26 protein-coding genes are annotated in these 23,092 nt (G+C 70.1%); 18 read left to right on the top strand and 8 right to left on the bottom strand.

Annotated elements, in window-relative coordinates; translation table 11 throughout:
- Window positions 1-34 precede the first annotated feature (34 nt).
- The 6 genes from ACFYMC_RS23600 to ACFYMC_RS23625 are packed head-to-tail and all read left to right on the top strand — an operon-like array spanning window position 35 to window position 4,457.
- Complete coding sequence (locus ACFYMC_RS23600) at window positions 35-982, top strand: NifU family protein (RefSeq protein WP_388528568.1); 948 nt, start codon at window positions 35-37, stop codon at window positions 980-982.
- Window positions 979-1,632: a DUF5947 family protein gene (locus ACFYMC_RS23605; RefSeq protein ID WP_388528570.1), complete on the top strand. Its 654-nt coding sequence runs from the start codon at window positions 979-981 to the stop codon at window positions 1,630-1,632. Before ACFYMC_RS23600 ends, ACFYMC_RS23605 begins: the two co-directional genes overlap by 4 nt.
- Window positions 1,629-2,288 carry a DUF6084 family protein gene (locus ACFYMC_RS23610; RefSeq protein ID WP_388528572.1) on the top strand — a complete coding sequence of 220 codons (660 nt, stop codon included), beginning with the start codon at window positions 1,629-1,631 and terminating at the stop codon, window positions 2,286-2,288. The genes ACFYMC_RS23605 and ACFYMC_RS23610 overlap by 4 nt, the downstream gene beginning before the upstream one ends.
- Complete coding sequence (locus ACFYMC_RS23615; protein ID WP_388528574.1) at window positions 2,285-3,757, top strand: hypothetical protein; 1,473 nt, start codon at window positions 2,285-2,287, stop codon at window positions 3,755-3,757. Before ACFYMC_RS23610 ends, ACFYMC_RS23615 begins: the two co-directional genes overlap by 4 nt.
- The gene (locus ACFYMC_RS23620; protein ID WP_388528576.1) at window positions 3,754-4,347 is read left to right on the top strand and encodes a hydrogenase maturation protease; all 594 of its coding nucleotides are present in this window, start codon (window positions 3,754-3,756) and stop codon (window positions 4,345-4,347) included. Before ACFYMC_RS23615 ends, ACFYMC_RS23620 begins: the two co-directional genes overlap by 4 nt.
- Window positions 4,344-4,457 carry a DUF6893 family small protein gene (locus ACFYMC_RS23625; RefSeq protein ID WP_388528578.1) on the top strand — a complete coding sequence of 38 codons (114 nt, stop codon included), beginning with the start codon at window positions 4,344-4,346 and terminating at the stop codon, window positions 4,455-4,457. Before ACFYMC_RS23620 ends, ACFYMC_RS23625 begins: the two co-directional genes overlap by 4 nt.
- Window position 4,458: 1 nt before the next feature.
- Here the strand turns inward: ACFYMC_RS23625 and ACFYMC_RS23630 are convergent, their stop codons facing one another.
- Complete coding sequence (locus tag ACFYMC_RS23630; protein WP_388528579.1) at window positions 4,459-4,854, bottom strand: helix-turn-helix transcriptional regulator; 396 nt, start codon at window positions 4,852-4,854, stop codon at window positions 4,459-4,461.
- Window positions 4,855-4,993: 139 nt separating this feature from the next.
- On the opposite strand from ACFYMC_RS23630, the gene ACFYMC_RS23635 reads away from it, so the two are divergent.
- From ACFYMC_RS23635 to hypE, 6 genes are all read left to right on the top strand, one after another.
- Complete coding sequence (locus tag ACFYMC_RS23635) at window positions 4,994-5,374, top strand: hydrogenase maturation nickel metallochaperone HypA (RefSeq protein WP_388528581.1); 381 nt, start codon at window positions 4,994-4,996, stop codon at window positions 5,372-5,374.
- Between the two features lie 10 nt (window positions 5,375-5,384).
- Window positions 5,385-6,158 carry a hydrogenase nickel incorporation protein HypB gene (gene hypB / locus ACFYMC_RS23640; RefSeq protein ID WP_388528583.1) on the top strand — a complete coding sequence of 258 codons (774 nt, stop codon included), beginning with the start codon at window positions 5,385-5,387 and terminating at the stop codon, window positions 6,156-6,158.
- Window positions 6,155-8,599: a carbamoyltransferase HypF gene (hypF, locus tag ACFYMC_RS23645; RefSeq protein WP_388528585.1), complete on the top strand. Its 2,445-nt coding sequence runs from the start codon at window positions 6,155-6,157 to the stop codon at window positions 8,597-8,599. The genes hypB and hypF overlap by 4 nt, the downstream gene beginning before the upstream one ends.
- A gap of 9 nt (window positions 8,600-8,608) precedes the next feature.
- Window positions 8,609-8,938, top strand: a complete 330-nt coding sequence (locus ACFYMC_RS23650; RefSeq protein ID WP_388528586.1) for a HypC/HybG/HupF family hydrogenase formation chaperone — start codon at window positions 8,609-8,611, stop codon at window positions 8,936-8,938.
- Complete coding sequence (gene hypD / locus ACFYMC_RS23655; protein WP_388528588.1) at window positions 8,935-10,092, top strand: hydrogenase formation protein HypD; 1,158 nt, start codon at window positions 8,935-8,937, stop codon at window positions 10,090-10,092. The genes ACFYMC_RS23650 and hypD overlap by 4 nt, the downstream gene beginning before the upstream one ends.
- Window positions 10,093-10,171: 79 nt before the next feature.
- Complete coding sequence (gene hypE / locus ACFYMC_RS23660; RefSeq protein WP_388528625.1) at window positions 10,172-11,161, top strand: hydrogenase expression/formation protein HypE; 990 nt, start codon at window positions 10,172-10,174, stop codon at window positions 11,159-11,161.
- Between the two features lie 25 nt (window positions 11,162-11,186).
- Here hypE and ACFYMC_RS23665 read toward each other — a convergent pair whose 3' ends face one another.
- The 4 genes from ACFYMC_RS23665 to ACFYMC_RS23680 form a co-directional block, all read right to left on the bottom strand.
- Window positions 11,187-11,525, bottom strand: a complete 339-nt coding sequence (locus ACFYMC_RS23665) for a thioredoxin family protein (RefSeq protein ID WP_388528590.1) — start codon at window positions 11,523-11,525, stop codon at window positions 11,187-11,189.
- Between the two features lie 326 nt (window positions 11,526-11,851).
- A complete protein-coding gene (locus ACFYMC_RS23670; protein WP_388528592.1) occupies window positions 11,852-12,385 on the bottom strand; it encodes a GNAT family N-acetyltransferase in 534 nt (177 codons plus the stop codon).
- A gap of 183 nt (window positions 12,386-12,568) precedes the next feature.
- Window positions 12,569-12,976, bottom strand: coding sequence for a hypothetical protein (locus ACFYMC_RS23675; protein ID WP_388528593.1), 408 nt, complete (start codon window positions 12,974-12,976; stop codon window positions 12,569-12,571).
- A 322-nt stretch (window positions 12,977-13,298) separates the two neighbouring features.
- Window positions 13,299-14,219, bottom strand: coding sequence for a MurR/RpiR family transcriptional regulator (locus ACFYMC_RS23680; protein WP_388528595.1), 921 nt, complete (start codon window positions 14,217-14,219; stop codon window positions 13,299-13,301).
- Window positions 14,220-14,396: 177 nt separating this feature from the next.
- On the opposite strand from ACFYMC_RS23680, the gene ACFYMC_RS23685 reads away from it, so the two are divergent.
- A complete protein-coding gene (locus ACFYMC_RS23685) occupies window positions 14,397-14,831 on the top strand; it encodes an SCO0607 family lipoprotein (RefSeq protein WP_388528597.1) in 435 nt (144 codons plus the stop codon).
- 26 nt (window positions 14,832-14,857) lie between these two features.
- Here ACFYMC_RS23685 and ACFYMC_RS23690 read toward each other — a convergent pair whose 3' ends face one another.
- Window positions 14,858-16,333, bottom strand: a complete 1,476-nt coding sequence (locus ACFYMC_RS23690) for an ABC transporter substrate-binding protein (RefSeq protein WP_388528599.1) — start codon at window positions 16,331-16,333, stop codon at window positions 14,858-14,860.
- Window positions 16,334-16,337: 4 nt separating this feature from the next.
- Window positions 16,338-18,341: a hypothetical protein gene (locus ACFYMC_RS23695; protein WP_388528601.1), complete on the bottom strand. Its 2,004-nt coding sequence runs from the start codon at window positions 18,339-18,341 to the stop codon at window positions 16,338-16,340.
- A gap of 227 nt (window positions 18,342-18,568) precedes the next feature.
- Here ACFYMC_RS23695 and ACFYMC_RS23700 point away from each other — a divergent pair, with 227 nt between their 5' ends.
- The gene (locus ACFYMC_RS23700; protein ID WP_388528602.1) at window positions 18,569-19,255 is read left to right on the top strand and encodes an RNase H family protein; all 687 of its coding nucleotides are present in this window, start codon (window positions 18,569-18,571) and stop codon (window positions 19,253-19,255) included.
- A 215-nt stretch (window positions 19,256-19,470) separates the two neighbouring features.
- A complete protein-coding gene (locus ACFYMC_RS23705) occupies window positions 19,471-20,184 on the top strand; it encodes a (2Fe-2S)-binding protein (RefSeq protein WP_388528604.1) in 714 nt (237 codons plus the stop codon).
- Between the two features lie 187 nt (window positions 20,185-20,371).
- On the opposite strand, the gene ACFYMC_RS23710 is transcribed toward ACFYMC_RS23705, so the two are convergent.
- Entirely contained in the window at window positions 20,372-20,587 is a 216-nt protein-coding gene (locus ACFYMC_RS23710; RefSeq protein WP_388528605.1) for a hypothetical protein, read from the bottom strand.
- A gap of 1 nt (window position 20,588) precedes the next feature.
- Here ACFYMC_RS23710 and ACFYMC_RS23715 point away from each other — a divergent pair, with 1 nt between their 5' ends.
- From ACFYMC_RS23715 to ACFYMC_RS23725, 3 genes are all read left to right on the top strand, one after another.
- Window positions 20,589-20,786 carry a hypothetical protein gene (locus tag ACFYMC_RS23715; RefSeq protein ID WP_388528606.1) on the top strand — a complete coding sequence of 66 codons (198 nt, stop codon included), beginning with the start codon at window positions 20,589-20,591 and terminating at the stop codon, window positions 20,784-20,786.
- Window positions 20,787-20,869: 83 nt separating this feature from the next.
- A complete protein-coding gene (locus ACFYMC_RS23720; protein WP_388528608.1) occupies window positions 20,870-21,712 on the top strand; it encodes a sigma-70 family RNA polymerase sigma factor in 843 nt (280 codons plus the stop codon).
- Window positions 21,696-22,589: a hypothetical protein gene (locus ACFYMC_RS23725; RefSeq protein ID WP_388528610.1), complete on the top strand. Its 894-nt coding sequence runs from the start codon at window positions 21,696-21,698 to the stop codon at window positions 22,587-22,589. Before ACFYMC_RS23720 ends, ACFYMC_RS23725 begins: the two co-directional genes overlap by 17 nt.
- The last annotated feature ends 503 nt before the right edge of the window (window positions 22,590-23,092 follow it).

The raw sequence follows: 23,092 nt of genomic DNA on the forward strand, positions 1-23,092 counted from the left end.
GACGCCCCACGCCACCCGAAAGGCCGGGTCCACCATGGCGGCAGCGCAAGAGACGCACGTGCAGACCGGGGAGCGGGTAGCTGACCTGCTCGACGAGCTGGCCCGGGCCGCCGGGCCACAAGCCCGGGACCTCGCGGAAGAACTGGTGCGTTCACTGGTCGAGTTCTACGGAGCCGGCCTTGAACGTGCAGTCCGGCTCCTGGAGGAGGCACCCGCCGGAACGGACCCGGTGCGGCTGCTGGCCGCTGATGAGTTGGTCGCCGCGCTGTTGATCCTGCACGATCTCCATCCCGAGTACACCCTGACCCGCGCCCAGCGGGCCCTGGACGAAGTCCGCCCCTATCTCGGCTCGCACGCGGGCGACGTGGAGATCACCGCGCTGGAATCCGGCGAGGAAGGGCGCACCCTGCGCTTGGCACTGCGCGGCAGCTGCGACGGCTGCCCCTCCTCGGCACAGACGGTCCGCTGGACGATCGAGGAGGCCATCGCCCGGCTCGCCCCGGAGATAGACAACGTAGAGGTCGAAGGTGTCGCGGAGCCGGAGCCGCCGGCTCTGCTCCAGATCATGTCCCATCCGCCAGGGGCGACCCCAGCCAACGCCCGGGGCGGGCCGGCCGGCCCGCCGCCCGCAGTCACCCCCGAGGGCGCCACCTGGCACACCCTGGCCGCACCGGCGCCGGTCCGCTCCGGTGAGAGTGCCGTCCGCGACGTGGCCGGCCTGCCGGTGCTGCTGATCCGTACCCGCACCGGGCTCTACGCCTACCGCGACCGGTGCCCCGGCTGCGGCAGTCGGCTCGGCGGAGGGAAGCTTCTCCCGGAAGACGATCCGGCGCGTCTGCGCTGCCCGGTCTGCACCGCCGAGTACGACGTGCGACTGGCGGGTCGAGGAGAGCGGGGCCACCTGGAGCCCGTACCGCTGCTGGAGAACGACCACGTGGTGAAGGTCGCCCTGCCCCAGCTGCTCCAGGAGGCCCACCGGTGAAACCCTCGCCAACCGCCCAAGCCCGCCCGGGCCTGCGCTCCTTCACCCGTCGCCCGGCCCCCCGCGGCGAGCGCTGCGAACTGTGCGACGAACCACTCCCGCAAGAACACCGCCACTTGGTGGACACCACCCGGCGCACCCTGAAGTGCGCCTGCCCCGCCTGTCACCTGCTGTTCACCCGACCCGGCGCCGGCGCCGGGCGTTTCCGGGCGGTTCCCGACCGCTACCTGTACGACCCCGAATTCACCTTCGAGGAATCCGACTGGGAGGCACTCCAGATCCCCGTGGGCCTCGCCTTCCTCTTCCACAACACGGCGCTCGACCGGTACGCGGCCTTCTATCCGAGTCCGGCCGGTGCCACCGAGAGCGAGCTGGCACCACAGACCTGGCAGGTGCTCCTGGCCCGGACCCGACTCGGGGGCCTTCTGGTACCCGACGTGGAGGCACTGCTGCTGCACTGCGAGCGCGGCCAGAGGGCGACCTGCCACCTGGTGCCGGTGGACGTCGCCTACGAGCTCGTCGGGCGCCTGCGGTTGCACTGGCAGGGCTTCGACGGAGGGCCCGAGGCCCGCGCCGACATCGCCGCCTTCTTCGACCGGGTACGGGCAGCCGCCCGCCCGGTCCAGGACGAGGAACGAGGGCCGGCATGACCGACCTCTCCTTCACCTGCACCGGAGTGCGCCCCGAGCCCTTCGCCGCCAGCCCCGTACTTCTCTTCGGACTGCACATCGAGGAGATCGACCACCAGCGAGTGCACGCAGTCCTCCTGCGTTGCCAGATCCGCATCGAGCCGGCGCGCCGCCACTACGAGCCGGCGGAGGCGGAACGGCTGGGAGACCTCTTCGGCACCCGGGACCGCTGGGGCAGCACCCTCAAGCCCGTGCAGTTCGCACACGCCTTCGTCTCCGTCCCCTCTTTCGACGGCGTCACGGAGGTGGAACTGCCCGTGCCGTGCAGTTACGACATGGAAGTGGCGTCGGGCGCGTACTTCCGTGCCCTGGAGGGCGGCGAAGTGCCCCTGCTGATGCTCTTCTCGGGAACGGTCTTCTCCGGGCCCCGAGGCTTCAGGCCCGAACCGGTCCCCTGGCACAAGGAGACCAGCTACCGCATGCCGGTCTCGGTCTGGCAGCGGATGATGGAAGAGCACTTCCCCGGAAGCGGATGGATCCGGGTCCGCAACGACAGCCTTGATCGGCTGCGTCGCTTCCGGTCCCGGCGGGCCCTGCCGTCGTGGGAGTCCGTGTTCGACGTGTTGCTCAGCGAAGCCGGCGAGAGTCCGCCAGAGGAAGCCGGGAGGACGCCGTGACCGACCGATCCGACACCCGCCCCGGCACGAGTGAGGTCCAGGACGTCTTCGCCCAGGCCCGCGCCGTGGCCGACGCCGTCCTCTTCGAGGGCTACGTCCTCTACCCCTACCGCGCCTCCGCCCGAAAGAACCAGTTCCGCTGGCAGTTCGGCGTCCTCGCACCCCCCGACCGCACGGCCGCCACCGGCGAACCAGGTCTCCAACGCACCCAGTGCCTCCTGGAGCCGCGCTCCGCCACCCGCGTGGAGCTCGAACTCCGCTTCCTGCGGGTGCGCCGCCGCGAAGTGGAGCAGACCACCGACAGTGGACGGACCTACCGGCCGGTACCCGAACTCGATCTGCCCGACCGGGTCCTGGTGCCCTGGGACGAAGGACTGGAGGAACGCATCCGCCTGCACGCGCCGCTGGAGGGCCTCTTCGGCCCGCAGGCGCACCGCCACACCGTGCGCTTCGACCTGCCGGCCATCACGGAGACCGAGCCCGTCGCGGACCCCGCTGATCCGGCCGCCGCACCCGTCGGCAGGCTCGTGCACCGTGCCGCCCGCCTGACGGGGGAGATCTCGCCCGCCGCCGAGTTGCTCCCCGGGCCCTACGGTGCGATCCGGATCAGCGTCGAGGTGCGCAACACCACCCCCGGGGCAGCAGGCTCCCATGCCACGCGTGAGGACGCACTCGCCCGCTCCATGGCGGGCACCCACCTGCTCCTCGCGGTGCCCGGCGGACGCTTCCTGTCCCTGACGGACCCGCCCGAATGGGCCGCCCCGGCCGCCCGGGCCTGCGCCAACGAGGGCGTCTGGCCGGTGCTGGCCGGCCCACCCACCAGCAGCGAGGTCGTCCTGGCCACCCCGATCATCCTGGCGGACCATGCAGCGGTCGCCCAGGAAAGTCCCGGCCCTCTCTACGACGCCACTGAGATCGACGAGATCCTCTCGTTGCGCACCGCTGCACTGACCGAACAGGAGAAGCGCGAAGCACGCGGCACCGACCCGCTCGCCGCCGAAATCCTCGACCTGGTCGACACCCTCCCGGGCGAGGTGATGGAACGGCTGCACGGGGCCATCCGGTCGCTGAGCCCCGCCGGCGGCCCCGGCACTGCCGAGCCGACCGGACAGGGTGGGCTCAGCCTGCCCGCCGAGCCCGGAACACCCTGGTGGGATCCTGCTCTGGAGGCCGGCCCGCAGGATGTTCCCGATTCGCTCACCGTCGACGGAAGGGCAGTCGGCCCGGGCAGCCGGGTCCGGCTCACCCCGGGCCCGCGGCGCACCGACGCCCAGGACCTGTTCTATGCCGGCCGCCTGGCCACGGTGGAGGCGGTACTGCGCGACATCGACGGGGACGTGCACCTCGCGGTGACGGTGGAAGGAGACCCGGGCACCGACGTGCGGCGCGCCCAGGGCCGGTTCCTCTACTTCCGCCCCGACGAGATCACCCCGGCACCGGACGCCGACCCGCCCCGGGAGCCGTCATGAGCACCGCAGGACGGGCCGCACCGCGTGCCGAGACCAGGACTTTGGTGGCGGGGATCGGAAACGTCTTCCTCGGCGATGACGGATTCGGGGTGGAAGCGGTGCGCCGCCTTCGCCAGTCGCCACCTCCCCGCGGCGTGGAGTACCTCGACGTCGGCATCCGTGGCCTTGATCTCGCCTATCGGCTGCTGGACGGCTACCGGCGGCTCATCCTGGTGGACGCCCTCGCCCGGGGCGCCGAACCGGGCACGGTGTGCGTACTGGACGCAGGCGCCGAGATGACTGCCCTGCGGTGTCCCCCCGCACTGGACGGGCACGGGCTGGATCCGGCAACCGTGCTCCGTCTGGTGCGGGGTCTGAGCGAAACCATCGGCGGCACCCCGCCGCAGCAGATCTTCGTCGTCGGCTGTGAGCCGCTCGACGTGAGCGAGGGCATGGGGCTCACGCCTCCGGTGGCCAAGGCGCTCCCGGCCGCCCTCGACGCCGTCACCGGTCTCCTCGGAGACGGCCAGCAGTCCACCGCGCGGCGCCGCCCACTCGACCGGGAGGACGGCGCTGGCGCACCGGTCATCCAGAAGGGAAAGAGGGGATGAGGACCATGGCCTGGGTCTGGGCAGGAGCCGCAGCAGCGCTGGCGGCCCTCTATGCGGCTGCGAGGACGGTTCCCGATGTACGGCGCTACCTGCGCATGCGACGGATGTGAGTCACACCGGCGGTCGGCCGGGGGCCGGCTGTTCACTGCCGGCAGGCTCGGTCACCCCCAACTGATCGCAGCGTTCCAAGAACAGATGGAGCGTCATATGCAGTGCGCCCAGCCGAGCGAAGGAGTGCGTCAACTCGCGCGCGCCCTGCCCGGTCAGGCGGTACTCGCGACGAGCCGGGCCGGAGTCCGAGGCGCGCCAGTGCGAGGTGACCGATCCAGCGGCCTCCAGGGTCCGCAACAACCGGTACACATGAGCTGGTTCGGTTCCCGCGCAGCCGAAGTCACGCAGGCGCTCCATCAGTTCGTAGCCGTGTCCGCGTCGCTCGGCGAGCAACAACAAGAGCACCGGCACGAGCACGCCACGCCGCTCGCCGCCGTGGGTCTCCATCGTCTCCATGTCCCGGCGCTTCCCCTGGTGATCGGTACGCGGGGCCCGCGACGACCAAACGCCGCGGGTGAGCCCTCCAGGCTCCCCACGGTAAGCGGGCGCACCTGCCCCGGCGAGTCAGGAAGCCCCGCCCGGAGAGGGGGAGCCGATGCATGAGCTGTCCATCGCGGTCGCCGCGGTCACCCAGATCGCCGAAGCGGTCCAAGGGCGTTCGGGCGTGCGGGTGCGGACCGTCCGGCTCCGCGTGGGCGAGCTTGCCGGGGTGGTGCCCGACGCCCTGCGCTTCGCTTTCGGCATCGCCATCGAGGACACTCCGCTGGCCGGAGCGGCCCTGGAGATCGAGACTGTACCCGGCAGGGCGCGATGCCCCCAGTGCGACCGGGAGGTCGCCACCGGCATGCCGCCCGTTCTGTGGTGCCGCACCTGCGGCCACCCGGTGGAGCTGCTCGCCGGACGTGAGCTGGACATCGCCCAGGTGGACCTCGATGAGGATGACGGCGCCGACGACCACGCCGTCACAAGGGCCTGAGGAGGCACACATGTGCAAGTCCGTGGACCTGCACCAGGCAGTCCTGGCCAAGAACGACGAACGGGCCCTGGTCCTGAGGGACTTCCTCGACCAGCGAGGAACCCTCGCGGTGAACTTGATGTCCAGCCCCGGCAGCGGGAAGACCGCACTGCTCGAAGTGTTGTTGACCGAAGGAACCGCGAGTGGGATGACGTCCGCTGCCGTCACCGCAGACCTCGCCACCGAGAACGACGCCACCCGACTGGCCCGTTCCGGCGCCCCCGTCCAGCAGATCCTCACCGACGGGCTGTGCCACCTGGAAGCGGGCATGCTCCACCGGCGCCTCCAGGGCTGGTTGCCGGAGAACACCGACGTCCTGTGGGTCGAGAACGTCGGCAACCTGGTCTGCCCGGCCTCCTACGACCTGGGGGAGACCCTGCGGATCGTGCTCTTCTCGGTCACCGAGGGCGAGGACAAGCCGCTGAAGTACCCGACCGCTTTCGGGTTGGCCCACCTCATCGTGGTCACCAAGAGCGATATCGCGCAGGCCGTGGGCTTCGAGGAGGACGCCTTCCTCGACCATGTCGAGCAGGTCAATCCCGAAGTCCCGATCCACTTCACCTCCGCGCGCAGCGGGCAGGGCGTCGGATCGCTGCTTGCCCGGGTACGCCGCTACCGGGCGGGTGAAGCGGTGCACCGGCCCGTACTGGCCGGCGCACACGCCCACCTCCTGCACCACCGGCACGAGGCCGCCGATCCGGCAGACTCCCAACCCCGAGCCGCGCTCGACGGCACGGCGTCGTGACGCCCCCCACCACCCGGACGCCCATACCCGAGGACCCGGCGCCGACCCGCGAGCGGCGCCGGGTGCGGGTGACGGGCGTGGTCCAGGGCGTCGGGTTCCGGCCCTTCGTCTACACCCTGGCGGCCGAGCTCGGCCTGACCGGTTGGGTCCTCAACGACCCTGCGGGGGTGGAGGCGGAAATCCAGGGCCCGCCCGCAGCCGTCGCCGGGTTCTTGACCCGACTGCGTGCCGACGCACCGCCACTGGCGGTCATCGAGTCCCTCGCACACCACGCGGTCCCCCTGACGGCCGAGGCCGGATTCACCATCCGGCCCTCCGACCCGGCCGCAACGGGCCGCACCCTGGTCCCACCCGACACGGCGGTCTGTGAATCCTGCCTGCACGAGGTCGCCGACCCCACCGACCGCCGGTACCGTCACCCCTTCGCCACCTGCACCCATTGCGGGCCTCGTTTCACCATCGTCACCGCCCTGCCCTATGACCGGGCCGCCACCACGATGAGTGGCTTCCCGATGTGCCCGGACTGCACCGGTGAGTACCAGGACCCGGACGACCGCCGCTTCCACGCCCAGCCCGTGGCCTGCCCCCGCTGCGGACCGCGCCTGGCCTTCCTGGCGGCCGGCGACCGTCGGGAGGGTGCCGAACTACGCGATGCACAGGCGCTGGCCGCGGCCCGCCAACTGATCCTTTCGGGCGCCGTGTTGGCGGTCAAGGGGATCGGCGGATACCACCTGGCCTGCGACGCTGGGAACCCCGCCGCGGTCCGGGCCCTACGGGCCCGCAAGAACCGGGGCGGCAAGCCCTTCGCGGTTCTCGCCGAATCGCTGGCGGTCGCCGAACGGCTGGCCCACGTCGGCCCGGAAGAACGCGCACTGCTCCGGGGCCCCCGCAAACCGGTGGTCCTGTTGCGCCGTAGGCGGGAGCCGGGGAACGCCGCTGCGGCGCTGGTGGCTCAGGAGGTTGCCCCCGGCAGTCCTGACCTCGGCGTGATGCTCCCGTACAGTCCGCTGCACCGGCTCCTGCTCGGCCTGCCCGAGGATCCGCCGGGACCCGCCGTGCTCGTCATGACCAGCGCGAACCGCAGCGGGGAGCCCATCGTCACCGATGACGGTGAGGCGCTGGAGCGGCTGCGGGGCCTCGCCGACGGCTGGTTGCTCCACGACCGCCCCATCCACGTACCCTGCGACGACTCGGTCGTACGGGTGTGCGCGGGGGCGGAACTGCCCGTACGTCGCTCCCGGGGTTATGCGCCCTTCCCCGTGGCGCTACCGCTCCCGGTGGAGCCGGTCCTCGCGGTCGGCGGAGATCTCAAGAACACCTTCTGTGTGGCCGAGGGCCGCTACGCCTGGCTCTCGGCCCATGTGGGAGACATGGACGACCTGGCCACTCTCACGGCCTTCGACGGGGCTACCGAGCACCTGCAACGCCTGACCTCCGTCCGCCCGGCGCTGCTCGTGGCGGACCACCACCCGGGCTACCGGTCGACCCGTTGGGCGCGGCGGGCAGCGGCCGGGCGGCCCGTACGCACGGTCCAGCACCATCACGCCCATGTGGCCTCGGTCATGGCCGAGCACGGCTTGGACGGCACGTCCCCCGTCCTCGGCGTGGCTTTCGACGGCACCGGATACGGCGATGACGGAGCGGTGTGGGGCGGGGAGTTCCTGATCGCCGACTACGACGGTTACCAGCGCTTCGCCCACGTGGCCTATGTTCCGCTGCCGGGCGGGGATGCTGCGGTCCGCAACCCCTACCGGATGGCGCTGTCGCACCTGCGGGCCGCGGGCCTGCCCTGGGCGCCTGAGCTTCCCTGCACCATGGCTGCGGCCCCCGGTGAGCTACGGCTACTGCGCACCCAGCTCGAACGGGGACTGCACTGCGTGCCCACTTCCAGCATGGGCCGGCTCTTCGATGCGGTTTCCTCACTCGCCGGCATCTGCCACCGGGTGCGCTACGAGGCGCAGGCCGCCATGGAGTTGGAGAACGAGGCGGTCGCCGCGATCGAGGAGTCTGGCGGGACACCCGGCCGGCCGAGTGTGGAGATGCGCTCCGGCGGCTACCGGTTCACCCTGGAACCGCGGCCCGAGGGTGACCAGAAGCCTCTGGTCGCCGACCCCGCACCGGTCCTCGCGGACGCCGTGCGGGACCTACGGGCCGGATGTCCTCCGTCCGTGGTGGCGGTGCGCTTCCACGAGGCGGTCGCCCAGCTGGTGCGGGACGTGAGCGTCGCCGCGCGCGAACGGACCGGCGTGCGGACCGTCGCCCTGACCGGCGGAGTGTTCTGCAACGCGGTCCTGACCGAACGCTGCACCGGTGCACTGGAGCAGGACGGCTTCACCGTCCTGCGGCACCGCAAGGTACCGCCCAACGACGGCGGCCTGGCCCTGGGCCAGGTGATGATCGCCGCCCGGCTGCCCGGTGGACCCGGGCGCGCCGGGAACTGAGGAGGAGCCATGTGCCTGGCCGTGCCCGGCAGGGTTTTGGAGATCGAGGAACGCGACGGCACCCGGATGGCCCGCGTGGACTTCGGCGGAGTGGTCAAGGACGTCTGTCTGGAGTACGTCCCCGACATGAAGATCGGGGACTACGCGATCGTGCACGTCGGCTTCGCCCTCCAGCGACTGGACGAGGAGTCCGCCCGGGCGACCCTCGCACTCTTCGAGAACCTCGGTGTGTTGGAAGAGGAGTTCGGTGACGCCTGGGGCCGGGCGGCGCGGGAGGCGGGCGCGAAGCGCCCCGCCGACACCGGTCCGACCGGCCCGCAGAAGGAGGCAGAACGGTGAAGTACCTGGACGAGTTCAGCGATCCGGACCTGGCCGAACGGCTCTTCGAAGACATCAGGTCCCAGACGACCCGCCCCTGGTCTCTGATGGAGGTCTGCGGCGGCCAGACCCACTCGATCATCCGACACGGCATTGACCAACTCCTCCCCGAGGAGATCAACCTCATCCACGGCCCGGGCTGTCCGGTGTGCGTCACCCCTTTGGAGATCATCGACAAAGCGCTGGAGATCGCCTCCCGGCCAGAGGTCATCTTCTGTTCCTTCGGCGACATGCTGCGGGTGCCGGGCAGTGGGCGTGACCTGTTCAAGGTCAAGAGCGACGGAGCCGACGTCCGTGTGGTCTACTCGCCGCTCGATGCGCTGAAGATCGCCCGGGAGAACCCGGACCGCGAGGTGGTCTTCTTCGGCATCGGATTCGAAACCACCGCGCCTCCCAACGCGATGACGGTGTATCAGGCCAAGAAGCTGGACATCCGGAACTTCAGCCTGCTGGTCTCCCACGTCCGGGTACCACCGGCGATCGACGCCATCATGAACTCGCCCGACTGCCGAGTGCAGGCCTTCCTCGCCGCGGGCCATGTGTGCACCGTCATGGGCATCGCCGAGTACCCCGAACTGGCCTCGCGCCACGAGGTTCCCATCGTGGTCACCGGGTTTGAGCCGTTGGACATCCTCGAAGGCATCCGCCGTGCAGTGCGGCAACTCGAGGCGGGGGAGCACCGGGTGGAGAACGCCTACCCCCGGGCCGTGCAGGTCGAGGGCAGCCCGGCAGCTCGGGCCATGCTCTCGGACGTCTTCGAGGTCACGGACCGCGCCTGGCGAGGCATCGGCATGATCCCGGCGAGCGGTTGGCGGCTGTCCGCGAAGTACCGCGCCTATGACGCCGAGTACCGCTTCTCGGTCCGCGACATGGACACGGAGGAGTCGAGCGTCTGCCGTAGCGGAGAGGTCCTCCAGGGACTCATCAAGCCGCACGAGTGCGCGGCTTTCGGGACCTCGTGCACGCCTCGCAATCCGCTTGGCGCCACCATGGTCTCCAGCGAGGGCGCCTGTGCGGCGTACTACCTGTACCGCAGGCTCCAAACGCCCCCTACCAGGGTCAACGGCTCCGGCAAGGGCCGCACCAAGGGAACGGCGGTGAGCTCCGTTGACTGACGTCACGACGCCCGAACAAGCCCCGGACTTCTCCGGCTGGACCTGTCCCGCCCCGCTACGCGACCACGACAAGATCGTCATGGGACACGGCGGGGGAGGTGCGCTGTCGGCCGAACTCGTCGAGCACCTCTTCGCCCCGGCCTTCCGCAACGAGGTCCTCGACGGACTCGGCGACAGTGCCGTACTCACCATGGGCGGGGCCAAGTTGGCCTTCTCCACCGACTCCTACGTGGTGCGCCCCCTGTTCTTCCCTGGCGGGAGCATCGGTGACCTCGCTGTCAACGGCACCGTGAACGACCTTGCCATGGCCGGCGCGGTACCCGCTTACCTCTCCTGCGGATTCATCCTGGAGGAGGGCGTCGAACTCTCGGTGGTGGGGCGGGTCGCCGAGGCCATGGGCGCCGCGGCGCGTGCGGCAGGTGTTGTCGTGGCGACCGGAGACACCAAGGTGGTCGATGCCGGCCACGGCGACGGGATCTACGTGAACACCGCGGGCGTCGGCCTGGTCCCGCACGGGGTGGACATCGGCCCCGGTCGGGCCGTGCCCGGGGACGTGGTCCTGGTGAGCGGTTCCATCGGCCTGCACGGCGTTGCGATCATGAGTGTTCGGGAAGGCCTGGAATTCGGCGTGGAGATCGAGAGCGACACCGCGCCCCTCTCGGGTCTGGTCGCCTCGATGCTGGTGGCCTGTCCCGATGTGCACGTGCTGCGCGACCCGACCCGCGGGGGCCTTGCCACCTCGCTCAACGAGATCGCCGCGGCCTCGCAGGTGGGCGTGACGCTTGCCGAGGACCGGCTGCCGGTGCCGGAGACGGTCGCCAATGCATGCGCCTTCTTGGGCTTGGACCCGCTCTACGTGGCCAACGAGGGGAAGCTGGTGGCCTTCGTGCCCAGGGAGCACGCGGACGCGGTGTTGGCCGCGATGCACGCACACCCCTACGGTCGGGAGGCCGTCGTGGTCGGGGAGTGCACCGAGGAGCATCCCGGCATGGTGGTCTCGGCGACCCGGCTGGGAGGCACTCGGGTCGTGGACATGCCACTGGGAGAGCAGCTGCCGCGCATCTGCTGATCGCAGGACCGCCGGGACTGGTGGCTCAGAGATGGGCGGCGACGAGGGCGTCGAGCTCCGTCCGCCCGATCGCCCCGGTGATGGTCGCCACCGCTGCCCCCTCCACGAGGAGGACCACAGTGGGGGCCGCGGTGACGCCGTAACGGCGGGTCGGCTCCGGGCAGCGCGCCATGTCCGCCCTGATGACCGTCAATCGGCTCCGGTACTCCTCGGCCACCTCCCGCACCACCGGGTCCACCACCCTGCACACCTCGACCGCCTTGGGCCAGACCCCGATGAAGTACGCGAGGACCGGGCCGTCGGCGTGGCGGAGGATGAAGTCGAACTCCGCGTCTTCCCGCGGTTGGTGGACCCGACTGGCCATCGGTGCTCCTTGGTCTGTTTCGGGGTGCTAAGGGCTGGCCCGCGGTACCTGGCGGGCGCGCGAGAACGGCTACGGCGCCTCGTTGCGTTGCCGATCGCGGCTTGCCCGGTTCCGCGGCTGAACGTGGCGTACGGGCCGCTCTCGGCCTCGAACTGCGGGGTGAGCCCGAGTACGTCACGGTAGTAGCGGTGGACGGTGGGGAAGCCGCGCACCAGCAAGCGTATGTGAGTGGTCTCCATACCGGTCTTTGTCGCCCGGCTCAGGCTGCCCCTGGCAGCCGATCACCCCCGTCGGTGACCGAACCGCTGAAGTGCGGGCGGGCGCCCTCAGACCTGGAACTCGGTCAGGTCGATGGCGTGGACCTGGACGGCGTGGCCGTGGGCGGGGTGGACAGTGTCCTGCTCGTGGCTCATGCCCAGCTTGTCCATGATGTTTAGCGAGGCGGTGTCACCAGGCTGTGCCACGGCGATGACCCGATCCAGTCCGCGATCCTGGAGGGCGTACTCCAAGCAGGCCTGAGCGGCTTCCGAGGCATACCCCTGGCCCCAGAACTGTCGGCCGAGCCGCCAGCTGATCTGCACGGTCGGCAGGAGTTGGGGCAGGTCCGCGGGTACCGACAGGCCGACGCAGCCGATGAGCTCCCCGGAACCGAGCAGTTCGACGGCGAACAGTCCGAAGCCCTCCTCGTCCCAGTCCTCCTCCCAGCGCTCCAGGTCAGCGGCGGTCTGCTCCAGGTCGCGCACCGAACCGTCCTCGACCCATCGCATGGCCCCGGGGTCGGCGTGGATCTCCGCCAGCGGCATGAGGTCGTCCTCCTGCCACGGGCGCAGCAGCAGGCGGGGCGTGTGGATCTCAGTCATGTCCCCATCCTGTCGAACGAGCGACGGGGACGGAAATCCACGGGAGCCGCTGGGCATGCGGGCGGCGCGACCCACCCGGCAACGGCTCGATCGACCACCCGCGGCAGGGGCGGGCCCCGGGAACGCGGGACCCACGGGGCCGTGGCGAGGGGGGTGACCGCCCGCGCTTGGGGGACCAGGCGGCTATCTGGCGGCGGAGCCCTGCCGTCGGCGCGGCGGGCTGCTGCTGTTCGCCAGGAGCGCCTCGGTCACGAGGCGGACGCCCCTGGCCAGGCGACCGAGCTGGTCCAGTTCGATGGCGTACATCTGGATGGTGTTCTCGATGACGACGTCCGCGACACCCATCGTCGGAAGTTCGGCCCGGCTGGTGTGGAGTGCCACTCGCACGGCGCGAATCTCGTGTTGGAGCTGGAGTTGGGCGTGGCGGGCGAGCAGCACATGGTGTCGGGTGAGCGTCGAGTAGCCGGCGTAGCGGGCCGGCAGCAGGTCCCGGAGCCAGCGGGTGGCGGTGCGTTCCCAGTCAGGAGTCCCGGGGGTCTTGACCTGGCAGGGCCAGTCCGGGCTGAGCGTGCTAAGTGCCGTCGGGGACATTCTCGTCGCTTTCGAATGGTGCCGAACTCTGATCGAGAGGTGGTCGGCGGCCTCGGCCCAGGGGTTGACCGAGGCCGCCGTGGCGCCCTGTGATGCGAAGGCCCGGTTCGTACCCCCGTCGGCCGGCGTGAGGAGGAGAAACGCCGGTCGGCGGGTGGCCGTTCCTGGGAGGGCGTGGGGTTTCGCGCTCCTTGGCATCGGGTGGACCCGAGCGCCGTCTGCGAGCAGTAAATATATATACCGTTGAGTAAGCAAGGGTATGAAAAATTTCATGCGCTGCCGAAGCTGAAAACTTCAGCGAAAAATCAGGCGAAAGCGGCCCTCAAAGGAAGAATCCATGCTGGTCGGCGACCTGCTCGTACTGTTCCAGACGGGCCTGGGTCCGCTCGGGGTCCGCGTCCGCCATTCCCTGGAGCAACGCCGCGGACAGCACACCCGGCGCCGCGTAGGAGTCGAAGACCAGCCGGGACCCGGTGCCCGCCGTCAGCGCCACATCCGCCTCCTCCACCAGTGAACCCAGCGCCAGGTCCGTGATCAGCGCCACCCGCAGTCCCGCGCTGCGCGCGGCACGCAGGGCCGCCAGGGTCTCCTTGGCGTGGCGGGGCATGGCAAAAGCCAGCACCCAGGTCCCTCCGGCCGCCCGGGACTGCAGGAGGGCGTCGTAAGCGACGCTGCCGCCCCGCGTGATCAGCCTGACATCGGGATGGATGCGCCGCGCGGCGTAGGCGAAGTACTCCGCCAGCGAGACCGAGATGCGCAGCCCGACCACGGTCAGCGGTACCGAGCGGGCCAGCTCCCGTCCGATGGTCAGCACCTGGTCCGTGTCGGCCAACAGTCGGCGCACGCTCTCCAGGTTCTCGATCTCGGCGTCCACGGCCGCCTGCAACTCGTTGCGGCGGATCTGCTCGCGGCTCTCGGGGGAACCTGCCACGGCGCTCAGCGCGATCGGCTGGAGCACCTCGCGCAGCGCCGGGTAGCCGCTGTACCCAAGGGACGTGGCGAAACGCGTCACGGAGGGCTGGCTCACGCCGACCCGCTCCGCCAGTTCGGTGATCGACAGGAATGCGGCCTCGGTGAGGTGGTCGATCAGGTACTGCGCGATCCGCCGCTGCCCGGGAGAAAGGCGGTGACCGTTGAACAGCGCCCGCACCCGCTCCGCCGGAGCGCGCTCCTGGTCGCCCGGCGGCTGCCCGCCCGGCGTGATCGCGGCTGCCTGCGCGCGAGCCTGCTGCCCCGATGGCACCGGTGCGCCCTCCTTCTGCTGTCACTCCCGTTCCAACATAGCTCACGCCCCGTGGTCACCCGGGGCGGTCACCGGCGCTGACCGGTACCGCCTTCCCCTCCTTCCGGCGCGCCCTGCGGGCGCGACAAGCGAGTCTCGCCAGGCCCAACTGAGGTGTGGGATTGAGTAGGAGTACTCATGGGAGGCCCGCCCCCCTCGGTAAAACTGACGGCAGCCGTCCGCGCACTGCGCGGGACCGGCGCCACAGGAGACGAGAAGGGGCGGATCATGCGTACAGGCATCAGGGGCGGCAGCGGCGGACCCGAAGCAGCAGGCGGGCCGCGAGGGCTGCGCAGGGCGGTGCCGCGCGTGGCGGCGGCTCTCGCCCTCGGTGGCGCCGTGCTGCTCAGTAGCGGCTGCGCTGCGGCGGAGCGGATCTGCAGCGAGGGGGAGTATCCCGTCAAGGCGGTGGGTGGCACCACCGGCAGTGCCTGCGTGCCGGATGCGCAGGAGCCGCCTGCCGGCTACGTCCGCTATCCGGCGGGCAAGGTCCAGCAGCACGTTGACGATGAGTGGGACACCTACTGGAGCACCGTCGTCGTCGACGAGAGCGGCGCCGTCGTCGCCCAGTAGGCACTTGAGTCAGGGGTGGCGCGAGGTCACAGTGCCTCCGCGGGCTTTCCGCTGGCCGCGGACACCTCGACGAACTCCGAGCGTCCCTTGGAGTTCAGTCGGAGGATCGGGACCGCCTTGTCACGCGGGTTGCCGTTGTTCTGGAAGGAGATGAAACCGCTGGCACCCGGAACCTGTTGACTTCCATCCATCTGATGGAACATCCGCGCCACGGCCTTGCCGGTTACCGTGCCCTGCCAACGCGCCGCCATCTGGATTCCCTGGGCGGCGGTGAGGACTGCGTCGTGCCCCATCTGGGCATCGCCGTCATCGCGCGGATCCTGGGGGAACCAGCGGTCCAACAACCCGCCGTCCTGGAAGTTGGCCGCGGATGGTGCGGAGGCCGATCGTGGCGAGGCGCGGTACATGTCGGGATGCGCCAGACCGGTGTAGAGCACCTCGACGCCGGTTTTGGCGGCGTGTGCCAGCTGCTGTGCCGTCAGGTTGGTGATGTCATCGCCAGCGAAGACCATGAACTTCTGGTCCGGGCAGTTGCGGTTGGCGACGGCGTCCAAGAAGTGCGTCAGATGTCGGCCCCGGCCGGCGAAGTACACCACCTGTGGTCGCTGAAGACACAACTGCCCTGGCATATAACGAAGTTCGTTCTGCCATGCGTTGCTGACGGAGGAGTCGTAGGTCATCCGCTCGGCGACCAGCCGCTGCTTCTTCCCCTCGCTGAAGGCCTTGGTGAAAGCGGTGCCCAAGGTGGTGGCGTACAGATTGCCCCGGGCCACGTCCTGCACCACCACTGCGGTGGTCACCCCGCGCCGTTTGAGGTAGGCGGAGGCCGAGTAGGCCTCGTCCACATTGGTCGGTGCCACCCGCACGAAGTGGTCGATGTTCTGGATGTTGGTAGCCGTCATGGTGGCTCCGACCATGGCGATGCCCTCGGCTGACAAGCGGCGTATCGCCGCGAGGTTGCGTTCCGTACTCGGTCCCATCCCGGTCACCGCGACCAGTCGGTCGGAGTGCCTGCGGGCGATGATCTCGTTGACGGTGTGTTCCCAGTGGCCGGACTTGCTGCCCGAGTTGGCGATCAGCAACTTGATCTTGGGGGTGGCGGAGAGGTCTCCTCGGTTATGGCGGTACTGCGCTAGGTAGGCACCCTCCAGTTCGCGGCGGATCGATTCCTCGGAGTTGCTGTCGTCGTCCTTCAGCGTGAACGAGGTCAAGTAGGCCACGCTGACGAACGGTTCGTCCGCCGCGTTCGCCGCCACCCGCTGGTTCTCGGCGTAGATCTTCTTGCGCACCGGCTCCAGGTACGGTGCGTAGCTGAAGGCTCCGTCGGTGACGCCCACGCACTCGGCCGGGGAGCCCAGCTTCACCACCCCCTCACCACACCGGGCAGAGCGTTCCTGTAGCCAACCAACCGCGAACCCGCCGCCCAGGGCCAGGGAGAGGGCCACCACGGTCGCCACCGTGACCCGACGCACCACGTGCAGCGGTAACTCGATGCGGACCACCGGCTCAGCCCTCCCCGCCGATGGTGAGCGGGTCACGCCAATGGCGGTGGCGCTCAGCTTCGTTGAACAACGCCACGATGTCGTTCCTCCGTAGTCGGGACAGCTGGGCGAAGCCGTCGGCGATCATGTCGTTCAGGCGCATGGCCGGATCGGCCAGGGGGTCGCTCCACACCCAGCGCGCGGTCACCAGGCTGTGGATCACCGATGCGGTGTCGACTGTCTGCGCGGGCCGGCGGGGTACGAGCGAGGCCAGCAGGTCAAGCGGTCCGTATTCGGCCGGGAAGCAGTTGGGGGCCGCGGTGATCGTGTTGAACTCGGTGATCCACTGGCTCGCCGGGACCACCAGGAACCGGTCCGTCAGGTGGCGGGCGACTTCCTCGGTCTGCCCGAGTGCCAGTCGGTGGTACATCTGTTGCACGGGCAACCCCTGCATCCGGTAGTGCTCGGCGAGCAGCCCGTGTGCCTGGTCCCAGTCCTGCGCGCTCTTGGCCAGCTGCCACAGCAGCAACCGCCGAAGCCACGGGTGCAGCACGGGCTCCGTCATGGGCGTGTCCGCCAGGAGCCAGCGGGCCCGCATCTCGCCGAACACGGCGTCCCCCGGGCTCAGTAGCCGGGCACCGACCGAGAAGTCCCGGGCCGCGGCACACGCGGCGAGGGTCGCGCGCTGGGATGCGTCGTACTCCCGCAACAAGTGGCCGAGCGCGCTGTGCACCAGAGTGCTGTTCTCCTCCCCGACGCGCAGGGAACGGTCCGGCAGCCCGCGCAGCCAGCGGTCCTGGTCCGGCCCCCACTCCTGGTGTGCGTTCGACTGCCGGAGGACTTCCAGGACCTGGTGGACGGCCCTCGGTAGACCGCCGGTGAGCCGGTGCACGAAAGGTGTGAGGCGGGTGAACGGCGCGAGCCCGCTGGCTCCGCCCAACTCCAACTCGATGCGGATGCGCACCTCGTCGAGGTTGAGGTCACGCAACCGTAGCGGGTACCACCAGGTGTCCTCGCTGTCGCGGGTCGGACGGTTGTCGTGCCAGTCTGCCAGCGAGGCGCGGTCGGGCCCGCGGAGCCGCCAGGGCCAGGAGTCGCCGGTCGCCGGTCCCCAACGGGGCAGCCAACGGTTCGAACTGGCCACCACGGTGAGGGGGTCGTTCGGCCGTCCGCAGACCACCGAGTCGTCATGTCGGGCGCGCAGCAGCAGATCGAGGAAGCGCCGCCCGTACTCCGTGTGCGCGTTGTCGAGCAACAGCAGATACGAACGCGGCATGAAACTGCGCGACGCGTTGTTCCTGAGGTCCTCCAAGAAGGCCGAGAAGAGCACGCGGTCGAGCCGGTCCTGGGTACTGCCGTCACCCTCGTGGCGCCACAGGTTGAGCTCGACCAGTGCCTCCATCGGGTCACTGCTGCGGATCATCGGATGGCGTCCGTACCACTGGGCGCCCCCGGTCAGGCGTGTGCCGAACAGACCCGAGAGGCGTTGAGGCACCCTGCGACGCCCACGCCTGAGCGCGTCCTGGAAGACGGCCAGGGCGACCGTGGAAGCTCCCTCAGGAACGCCCACGGCACCCATGCCCACTTCGAAGAACGCGGCGAGGTAGTCGCCGTGTCGAGCTTCGCTCTCCTCCTGGAACTCGTCCAGTTGGCGCTGCACCGCGCGTCGCCCCTCGGGCAGGCTGCGCATGCGTACTTGCTGGTCCGAGGCCAGCAGGCCGAGACTGAGCAGCGGGAACTGGGAGCGCCCGAACCTCGGCAGTCTGCGCTCCAACTGTCTGGCCAGCAGGCCGAGCGCATAGCGGGGCAGGAGGGACTGTGTCCCGCCGAAGTTGACGAAGGCGAACGGGTGCTCCGGACCGAAGCGCTCCATCAGCGCGCTGTGCGCTTCGCTCGCGCCGCTGCCCCGCGGGCCCAGGAGCAGGGTGACCGGCCTTTCGGCGGTGGGTGGTTCGCCCAGGCAGGCCTCGACGAGCGACAGGATCCCGCTTCGCCCCCGTAGCCCCATGCCCGTACCCGGCTCCGTCACGTGCCCGCCCCTCCCCCTGGGTACAGCTCCGGTGGGATGAGAGTGCCACTGGACACCGCCTATGTCAGCCGTTCCGTCAAGGGCCCTTGATTTGAGCGGAGCCCGGTGCGTCGGGCGAGGAGCGGGAGCACTCCCGTGCCCGGCCCGCCACCTGCACCCCGGGCTCGTGCCGCTCTCCGTGCGGTGAAACAGGGCACCGCCGAGCCACTCAATGGCATGATCGAGGGATGTCTGAACGGATCATTGCCGCCTGTGACGGGTCGTCCAAAGGAAACCCCGGACCTGCCGGCTGGGCGTGGGTGGTGGCGGGCCCCGACGGGTCGCCCCAGCGTTGGGAGTCCGGGGCGCTAGGGGTCTCGACGAACAACGTGGGTGAGTTGACCGCGCTGCTGCGCCTGTTGGAGGCGGTGGACGCCGCTCAGCCCCTTGAGGTGCGGATGGACTCGCAGTACGCGATGAAGTCGGTGACCCAGTGGTTGGCGGGGTGGAAGCGCAATGGCTGGAAGACCGCGAGCGGCAAGCCGGTGGCCAATCGCGAGATCGTCGAGCAGATCGATCGTCTTCTCACCGACCGCGACGTGGAGTTCGTCTACGTCCCCGCGCACCGTGTGGACGGCGACCTCCTGAACGCGGTCGCCGACCAGGCCGCCAGCGATGCGGCCGAGGCGCAGCAGGGATCCGGTACGGCCTTGGGTGACGCCGAGCCGCCGGCTCCGCAGCCGAGCCGTGCCGCGCCCGCCGCCTCGACCCGGCGGCGATCGCCTTCGGCGAAGAAGCCCTCTGGCGCGGCGGCGGCCACCATCAAGGCGAAGTTCCCTGGTCGGTGTCCGTGTGGCCAGCCGTACGCCGCCGGAACGCAGATCACCAAGCTGGATCGGGGCTGGGGTCATCCGCAGTGTCGGAAAGCGATCTGACGGGCTCGACGGCGCGGGCGCGGCGTTGAAGTGCGCACCCGTGACGGGTCGGGCCGAAGGCCGATGCTCCTGGGGCCGGCACGCCCGATAGACTGGGGAGTGGTAGACCGGCGCGGTCGCGGATCCGACCATGTGCAGCTGATTCCGGTGCTCCCCGTGCAGCCAGGCGTACGACCCCCCTCAGCCGGAGCCGAGGGGCACCCGCGAGGAAACCGATGGTGAGTGAGACGGCCAGCGCTGCTGAGCAACTCCAGGCATTCGGCCCGTACTTCGCCTTGACCTGCGAAGCCGACCCCGCCGACCCGACTGGCTTTTGTCCCCTGAGCGAACTGTACGGTGACGCCCTGGCCGCGCGGGTCCAAACGGTGGGTCACCGCCTGGGCACCGAGGACCTGCGGGTCGCGGCGGCCACGTTCCATCTCGGACTGGTGTCGAGGCTCTGGTCCGTGAGCCTGGCCTGGGCCGTGTTGACCGGCCGCGTCCTCGACCTCGACCCCCATCGGCTGTGCTGGCGTAGCCCACCGTCGGGCCCGATGGACCTCTGGCTGCCCGGAGCGGTCCCGCTGCTCCCGGGCCCTACGGCTGTCGCCCTGCACCACTCGGTCACCACCTTGAACCTGCGTCCGCTGGCCGACGCCGTCCGCGAGCTCTGCGGGCTGTCCTCGCACACCCTGCACGGCAACGCGGCGTCGGGCTTGGTCGGAGCCCTGCGGGTGCTCCTGGCAAGGGCGCCGCAGACGCGGGGGGTGGCCGTGCCCTTGGTGCGCGAGCTGCTGGCCGACGGGCCGTTGGCCAGCGCCGGGGACTTCCACACGGATGCCCGTGGAGCCCTGCTCTTCCGCCGACGCAACTGCTGTCTCTACTACCGGGTGCCCGGCGGTGGTCTCTGTGGGGACTGCGTTCTCAACCGTCCGGCGGACCGGAGTTGACCGTCGGGGAGCGTGGCGCCCCCTCGCAGCAACGAGGGGGCGCGGTGGCCTCTCCGGACAGGGAGGGCGCGCGGGTGCCTGGGCACCTGTTGGCACCCATTGGTGGTACTCCGTCCGATGAGTGCAAGCAGATCCGGCAATTTTCGACAAAAGGGAGCCAACTCCGTGCGTGGGCCTCCCTGGAGGGCTATGGAACCGATTTCCAGCAGCACTGATTGTTTCCTGTTGTTGATTGTTCCCGGTTCTTCTTTTTCCGCACAAGCTCGCCTGTGTTCACTTCATGCTGTCTTTGGCTCTTGAAGGGGGGCGTCAGCAAACGCCAGGAGTCACTTTCCGGACAGAAATCGATCAAGGCGTTTTCAGTCAGAGGGCAGATGATGAAAAGCAACCGGATGATCGTCACCGTGGTGGCGCTCCTTATGATCTTCGCCTTGAGCGTGGTGATGGTGCTCGTGAGGCAGCCCGTCGCAGCCGTCACCGCACTCATCCCCGCGGCAGCGTTAGGGGTGCAGCAGATCGTGCGGGTCCGCACCGGAGCGGAGGCCTCTCCCTGTGCCGCGGGGGCAGCACCCACCCGGATCAACGGTCAGGACGGGGAGTAGCAGGCATGGTTGTCTACCCCTCTGCTCCCAGAGGCGTGCCGTCCGGCAGACCGGGAAGGCCGCTGGGCCCCATCGTGGCCGGCGTGGGACAGGCGCACCGCTCCTGGCTGGAGCCGGTGCGGGACGCCTTCTACGCAAGCGGCATGACCCTGGCCGATCTTCAGCTACGCACCGGCTGGCCGAAGTCGAAGATCTCCGAACTGCTGCGAGGTGCGGGCCGCTACCCGAGGTGGGCGTTCGCGCGGGCGGTGCTGGGTGGCCTCGGCTCGCCGCCGCTGCCGTACGAGACCATGCGCCTGCTGTGGGTCCTGGCCGCCAGGGCGGCGGACAAACGGACCACGTGGATCAACAACTGCCTCGGTCAGGTCGGTGACCAACCCCTCGCGGAACCGGAATCTGCCCCCTTGGACTTCCTTGCCTTCCGCGAGATGCACCATGAACACTACGTCGGCTACGCCTCGACCTTCCTGTGCCGCCCTGCTTTGGCCCAGGCAGCCGTGGACGACGTCTTTCGACTGCTCCTGCTGCTCTGGCCCGACGCGCTGACCAGCGACAACCCCGAGCGGTTCGCGTGGCAGGTGCTGCGCCAGACGGTGTGGGAACGCGCGCCCAAGGATGCTGGTCGCCCCTCCCTGGTGGAAGCGGCCTTCGACACCGTCGAACTCCACATCACCGAGGATCCCGTCGGCCAGATCGAAGAGTCCCTCACCCTCTTTCGAGCCATCCGTGACCTGGCCCCCCTCCAGGCGGACGTCATCGTCCTGCTGCACCTACGCGGCCTCCACGAGGCCGAGGCCGCCGAAGAGCTGGGGGTCTCCCTTGCCGCCGTGCGCTCGACCGAGCGGCATGCCAAGCGCAACCTGCACGCCGCCCTTTACCCGGACAGCACCACCGAGGAGGGACACTCCGGTGACCTCAGCGATTGACCAGTTACTCTCCCGGGCCCGCCTGGTGGAGCACCCTTACCCCCCATGCGACATCACCGACCGCTCCCGGTCGCGCTCCGCGCGCAGCGCCGCACCACGAGCCCGCGCGACCGCCCCGGCCTCCACCGTCGCAGCCCAGGACCTACGGCTGCTGTGCGAGACGGCAGTGGCCAGAGCGGCGGTCACCTCCCTCGCGGACTTCCTGACCGACAACCTCCCGGAGCCGGCCGGTGCCCTCGTGCTCGGGTGCATCCTGCAACTCACCGGAGCCGAGGACTCCGCCCGCTTCTGGTGGCAGTACGCTGCAGGCGCCGGTGACCCCGTGGCCTCCTACTGCCTCTACCTCCACCACCTGGCCCTGGAGGAAGGGCCCCAGGCCCGGTGGTGGTACCGCCAGACGGCGAGCGGGGCAGTGGGACGAACCTCCGCCGTGCTCCCTGAGGCGCCGCCCGCGTCACGGCCGGTCTCGGGGCTGGTCCTCACCGGCGTGGCGGCCAAGAGCCTGACTGCGGACGCCAGTTTGTCCACGACGTTGCGCGTGCTGCGCGCCCTGAGGATCAACAGGCAGCAGCGGCGCCGTTCCAGCCCGCTCGGTGCGGTCATGGACTACGTGGCCGCGGCGGTCGGATTCGTGGACGACGACATCGATCTGCCCCTGCCCGACGAGGGGTTCGCCGACCACATCCGGGCGCTGACCGCACGGGCCTGCGCCGAGGCCCGTGGCCCCCAGTCGGGCCCGCGCCTCGAACCGGACCTGCCCGCCCGACCCACCCAGGGGGCCGACGCGGCGGGCCGGCCCCGGCGCCGCCGCCCCAGCCGCCTGCCCAGCCCGATACCGACCGTTTCCGAGGACCTCGCCATCGACCCGGCCGGGTGAAGCGGCCGACTACCCGCCGACCGGGGTGGGGCAGCCGACCGGACCCGAGCGCTGCTGGGCGAGGCCGGCGCCCGATCGGAAGGAGTCTGCCCGCACCTCATGTGGTGGCCCGTGCGGTGGGGATCACAGTGCCCACCAGGCGAGCTGGGCCCCGTTTCCGGTCACTGCGTCGCGAGCCGCGCCCGCTCGTCGGCGCCGGTGCCGCGCAGCAGCGCCGTCCAGGGGAAGGACTCGCCGAAAGCCGGTCCATCCGACCTCTCCTTCCCGCACCGCAACCTTACCCATGGGAAGAGAAAGCGCAGGTCAGGCAAGGTGCTTAGGGGCTCCGTACGGGCGTCCTTGGCCAATTGGGGGTTGCTTGGGCCCAGTGCCCGCCACCCAAATGCAAAGCTCCACACGGCTGCCCCGTGGGCCGTCGCACGGCTTCCCGGACCTGGGCCCAGGACGGCTTCTCAACAAGTTCGGGAAGGGGCCGGCGGGTGAGTGGCGTTCCGATCGTCCGG

This window comes from Streptomyces sp. NPDC006879 (genome assembly GCF_042869595.1).
Lineage (GTDB): Bacteria > Actinomycetota > Actinomycetes > Streptomycetales > Streptomycetaceae > Streptomyces.

Coding starts and splice junctions, on each gene's coding strand:
- ACFYMC_RS23600 (WP_388528568.1), top strand. CDS start 35: ATGGCGGCAGCGCAAGAGACGCACGTGCAGACCGGGGAGCGGGTAGCT.
- ACFYMC_RS23610 (WP_388528572.1), top strand. CDS start 1,629: ATGACCGACCTCTCCTTCACCTGCACCGGAGTGCGCCCCGAGCCCTTC.
- ACFYMC_RS23620 (WP_388528576.1), top strand. CDS start 3,754: ATGAGCACCGCAGGACGGGCCGCACCGCGTGCCGAGACCAGGACTTTG.
- ACFYMC_RS23625 (WP_388528578.1), top strand. CDS start 4,344: ATGAGGACCATGGCCTGGGTCTGGGCAGGAGCCGCAGCAGCGCTGGCG.
- ACFYMC_RS23630 (WP_388528579.1), bottom strand. CDS start 4,854: ATGGAGACGATGGAGACCCACGGCGGCGAGCGGCGTGGCGTGCTCGTG.
- ACFYMC_RS23635 (WP_388528581.1), top strand. CDS start 4,994: ATGCATGAGCTGTCCATCGCGGTCGCCGCGGTCACCCAGATCGCCGAA.
- hypB (WP_388528583.1), top strand. CDS start 5,385: ATGTGCAAGTCCGTGGACCTGCACCAGGCAGTCCTGGCCAAGAACGAC.
- ACFYMC_RS23650 (WP_388528586.1), top strand. CDS start 8,609: ATGTGCCTGGCCGTGCCCGGCAGGGTTTTGGAGATCGAGGAACGCGAC.
- hypE (WP_388528625.1), top strand. CDS start 10,172: ATGGGACACGGCGGGGGAGGTGCGCTGTCGGCCGAACTCGTCGAGCAC.
- ACFYMC_RS23665 (WP_388528590.1), bottom strand. CDS start 11,525: ATGGCCAGTCGGGTCCACCAACCGCGGGAAGACGCGGAGTTCGACTTC.
- ACFYMC_RS23670 (WP_388528592.1), bottom strand. CDS start 12,385: ATGACTGAGATCCACACGCCCCGCCTGCTGCTGCGCCCGTGGCAGGAG.
- ACFYMC_RS23675 (WP_388528593.1), bottom strand. CDS start 12,976: ATGTCCCCGACGGCACTTAGCACGCTCAGCCCGGACTGGCCCTGCCAG.
- ACFYMC_RS23685 (WP_388528597.1), top strand. CDS start 14,397: ATGGGAGGCCCGCCCCCCTCGGTAAAACTGACGGCAGCCGTCCGCGCA.
- ACFYMC_RS23700 (WP_388528602.1), top strand. CDS start 18,569: ATGTCTGAACGGATCATTGCCGCCTGTGACGGGTCGTCCAAAGGAAAC.
- ACFYMC_RS23705 (WP_388528604.1), top strand. CDS start 19,471: ATGGTGAGTGAGACGGCCAGCGCTGCTGAGCAACTCCAGGCATTCGGC.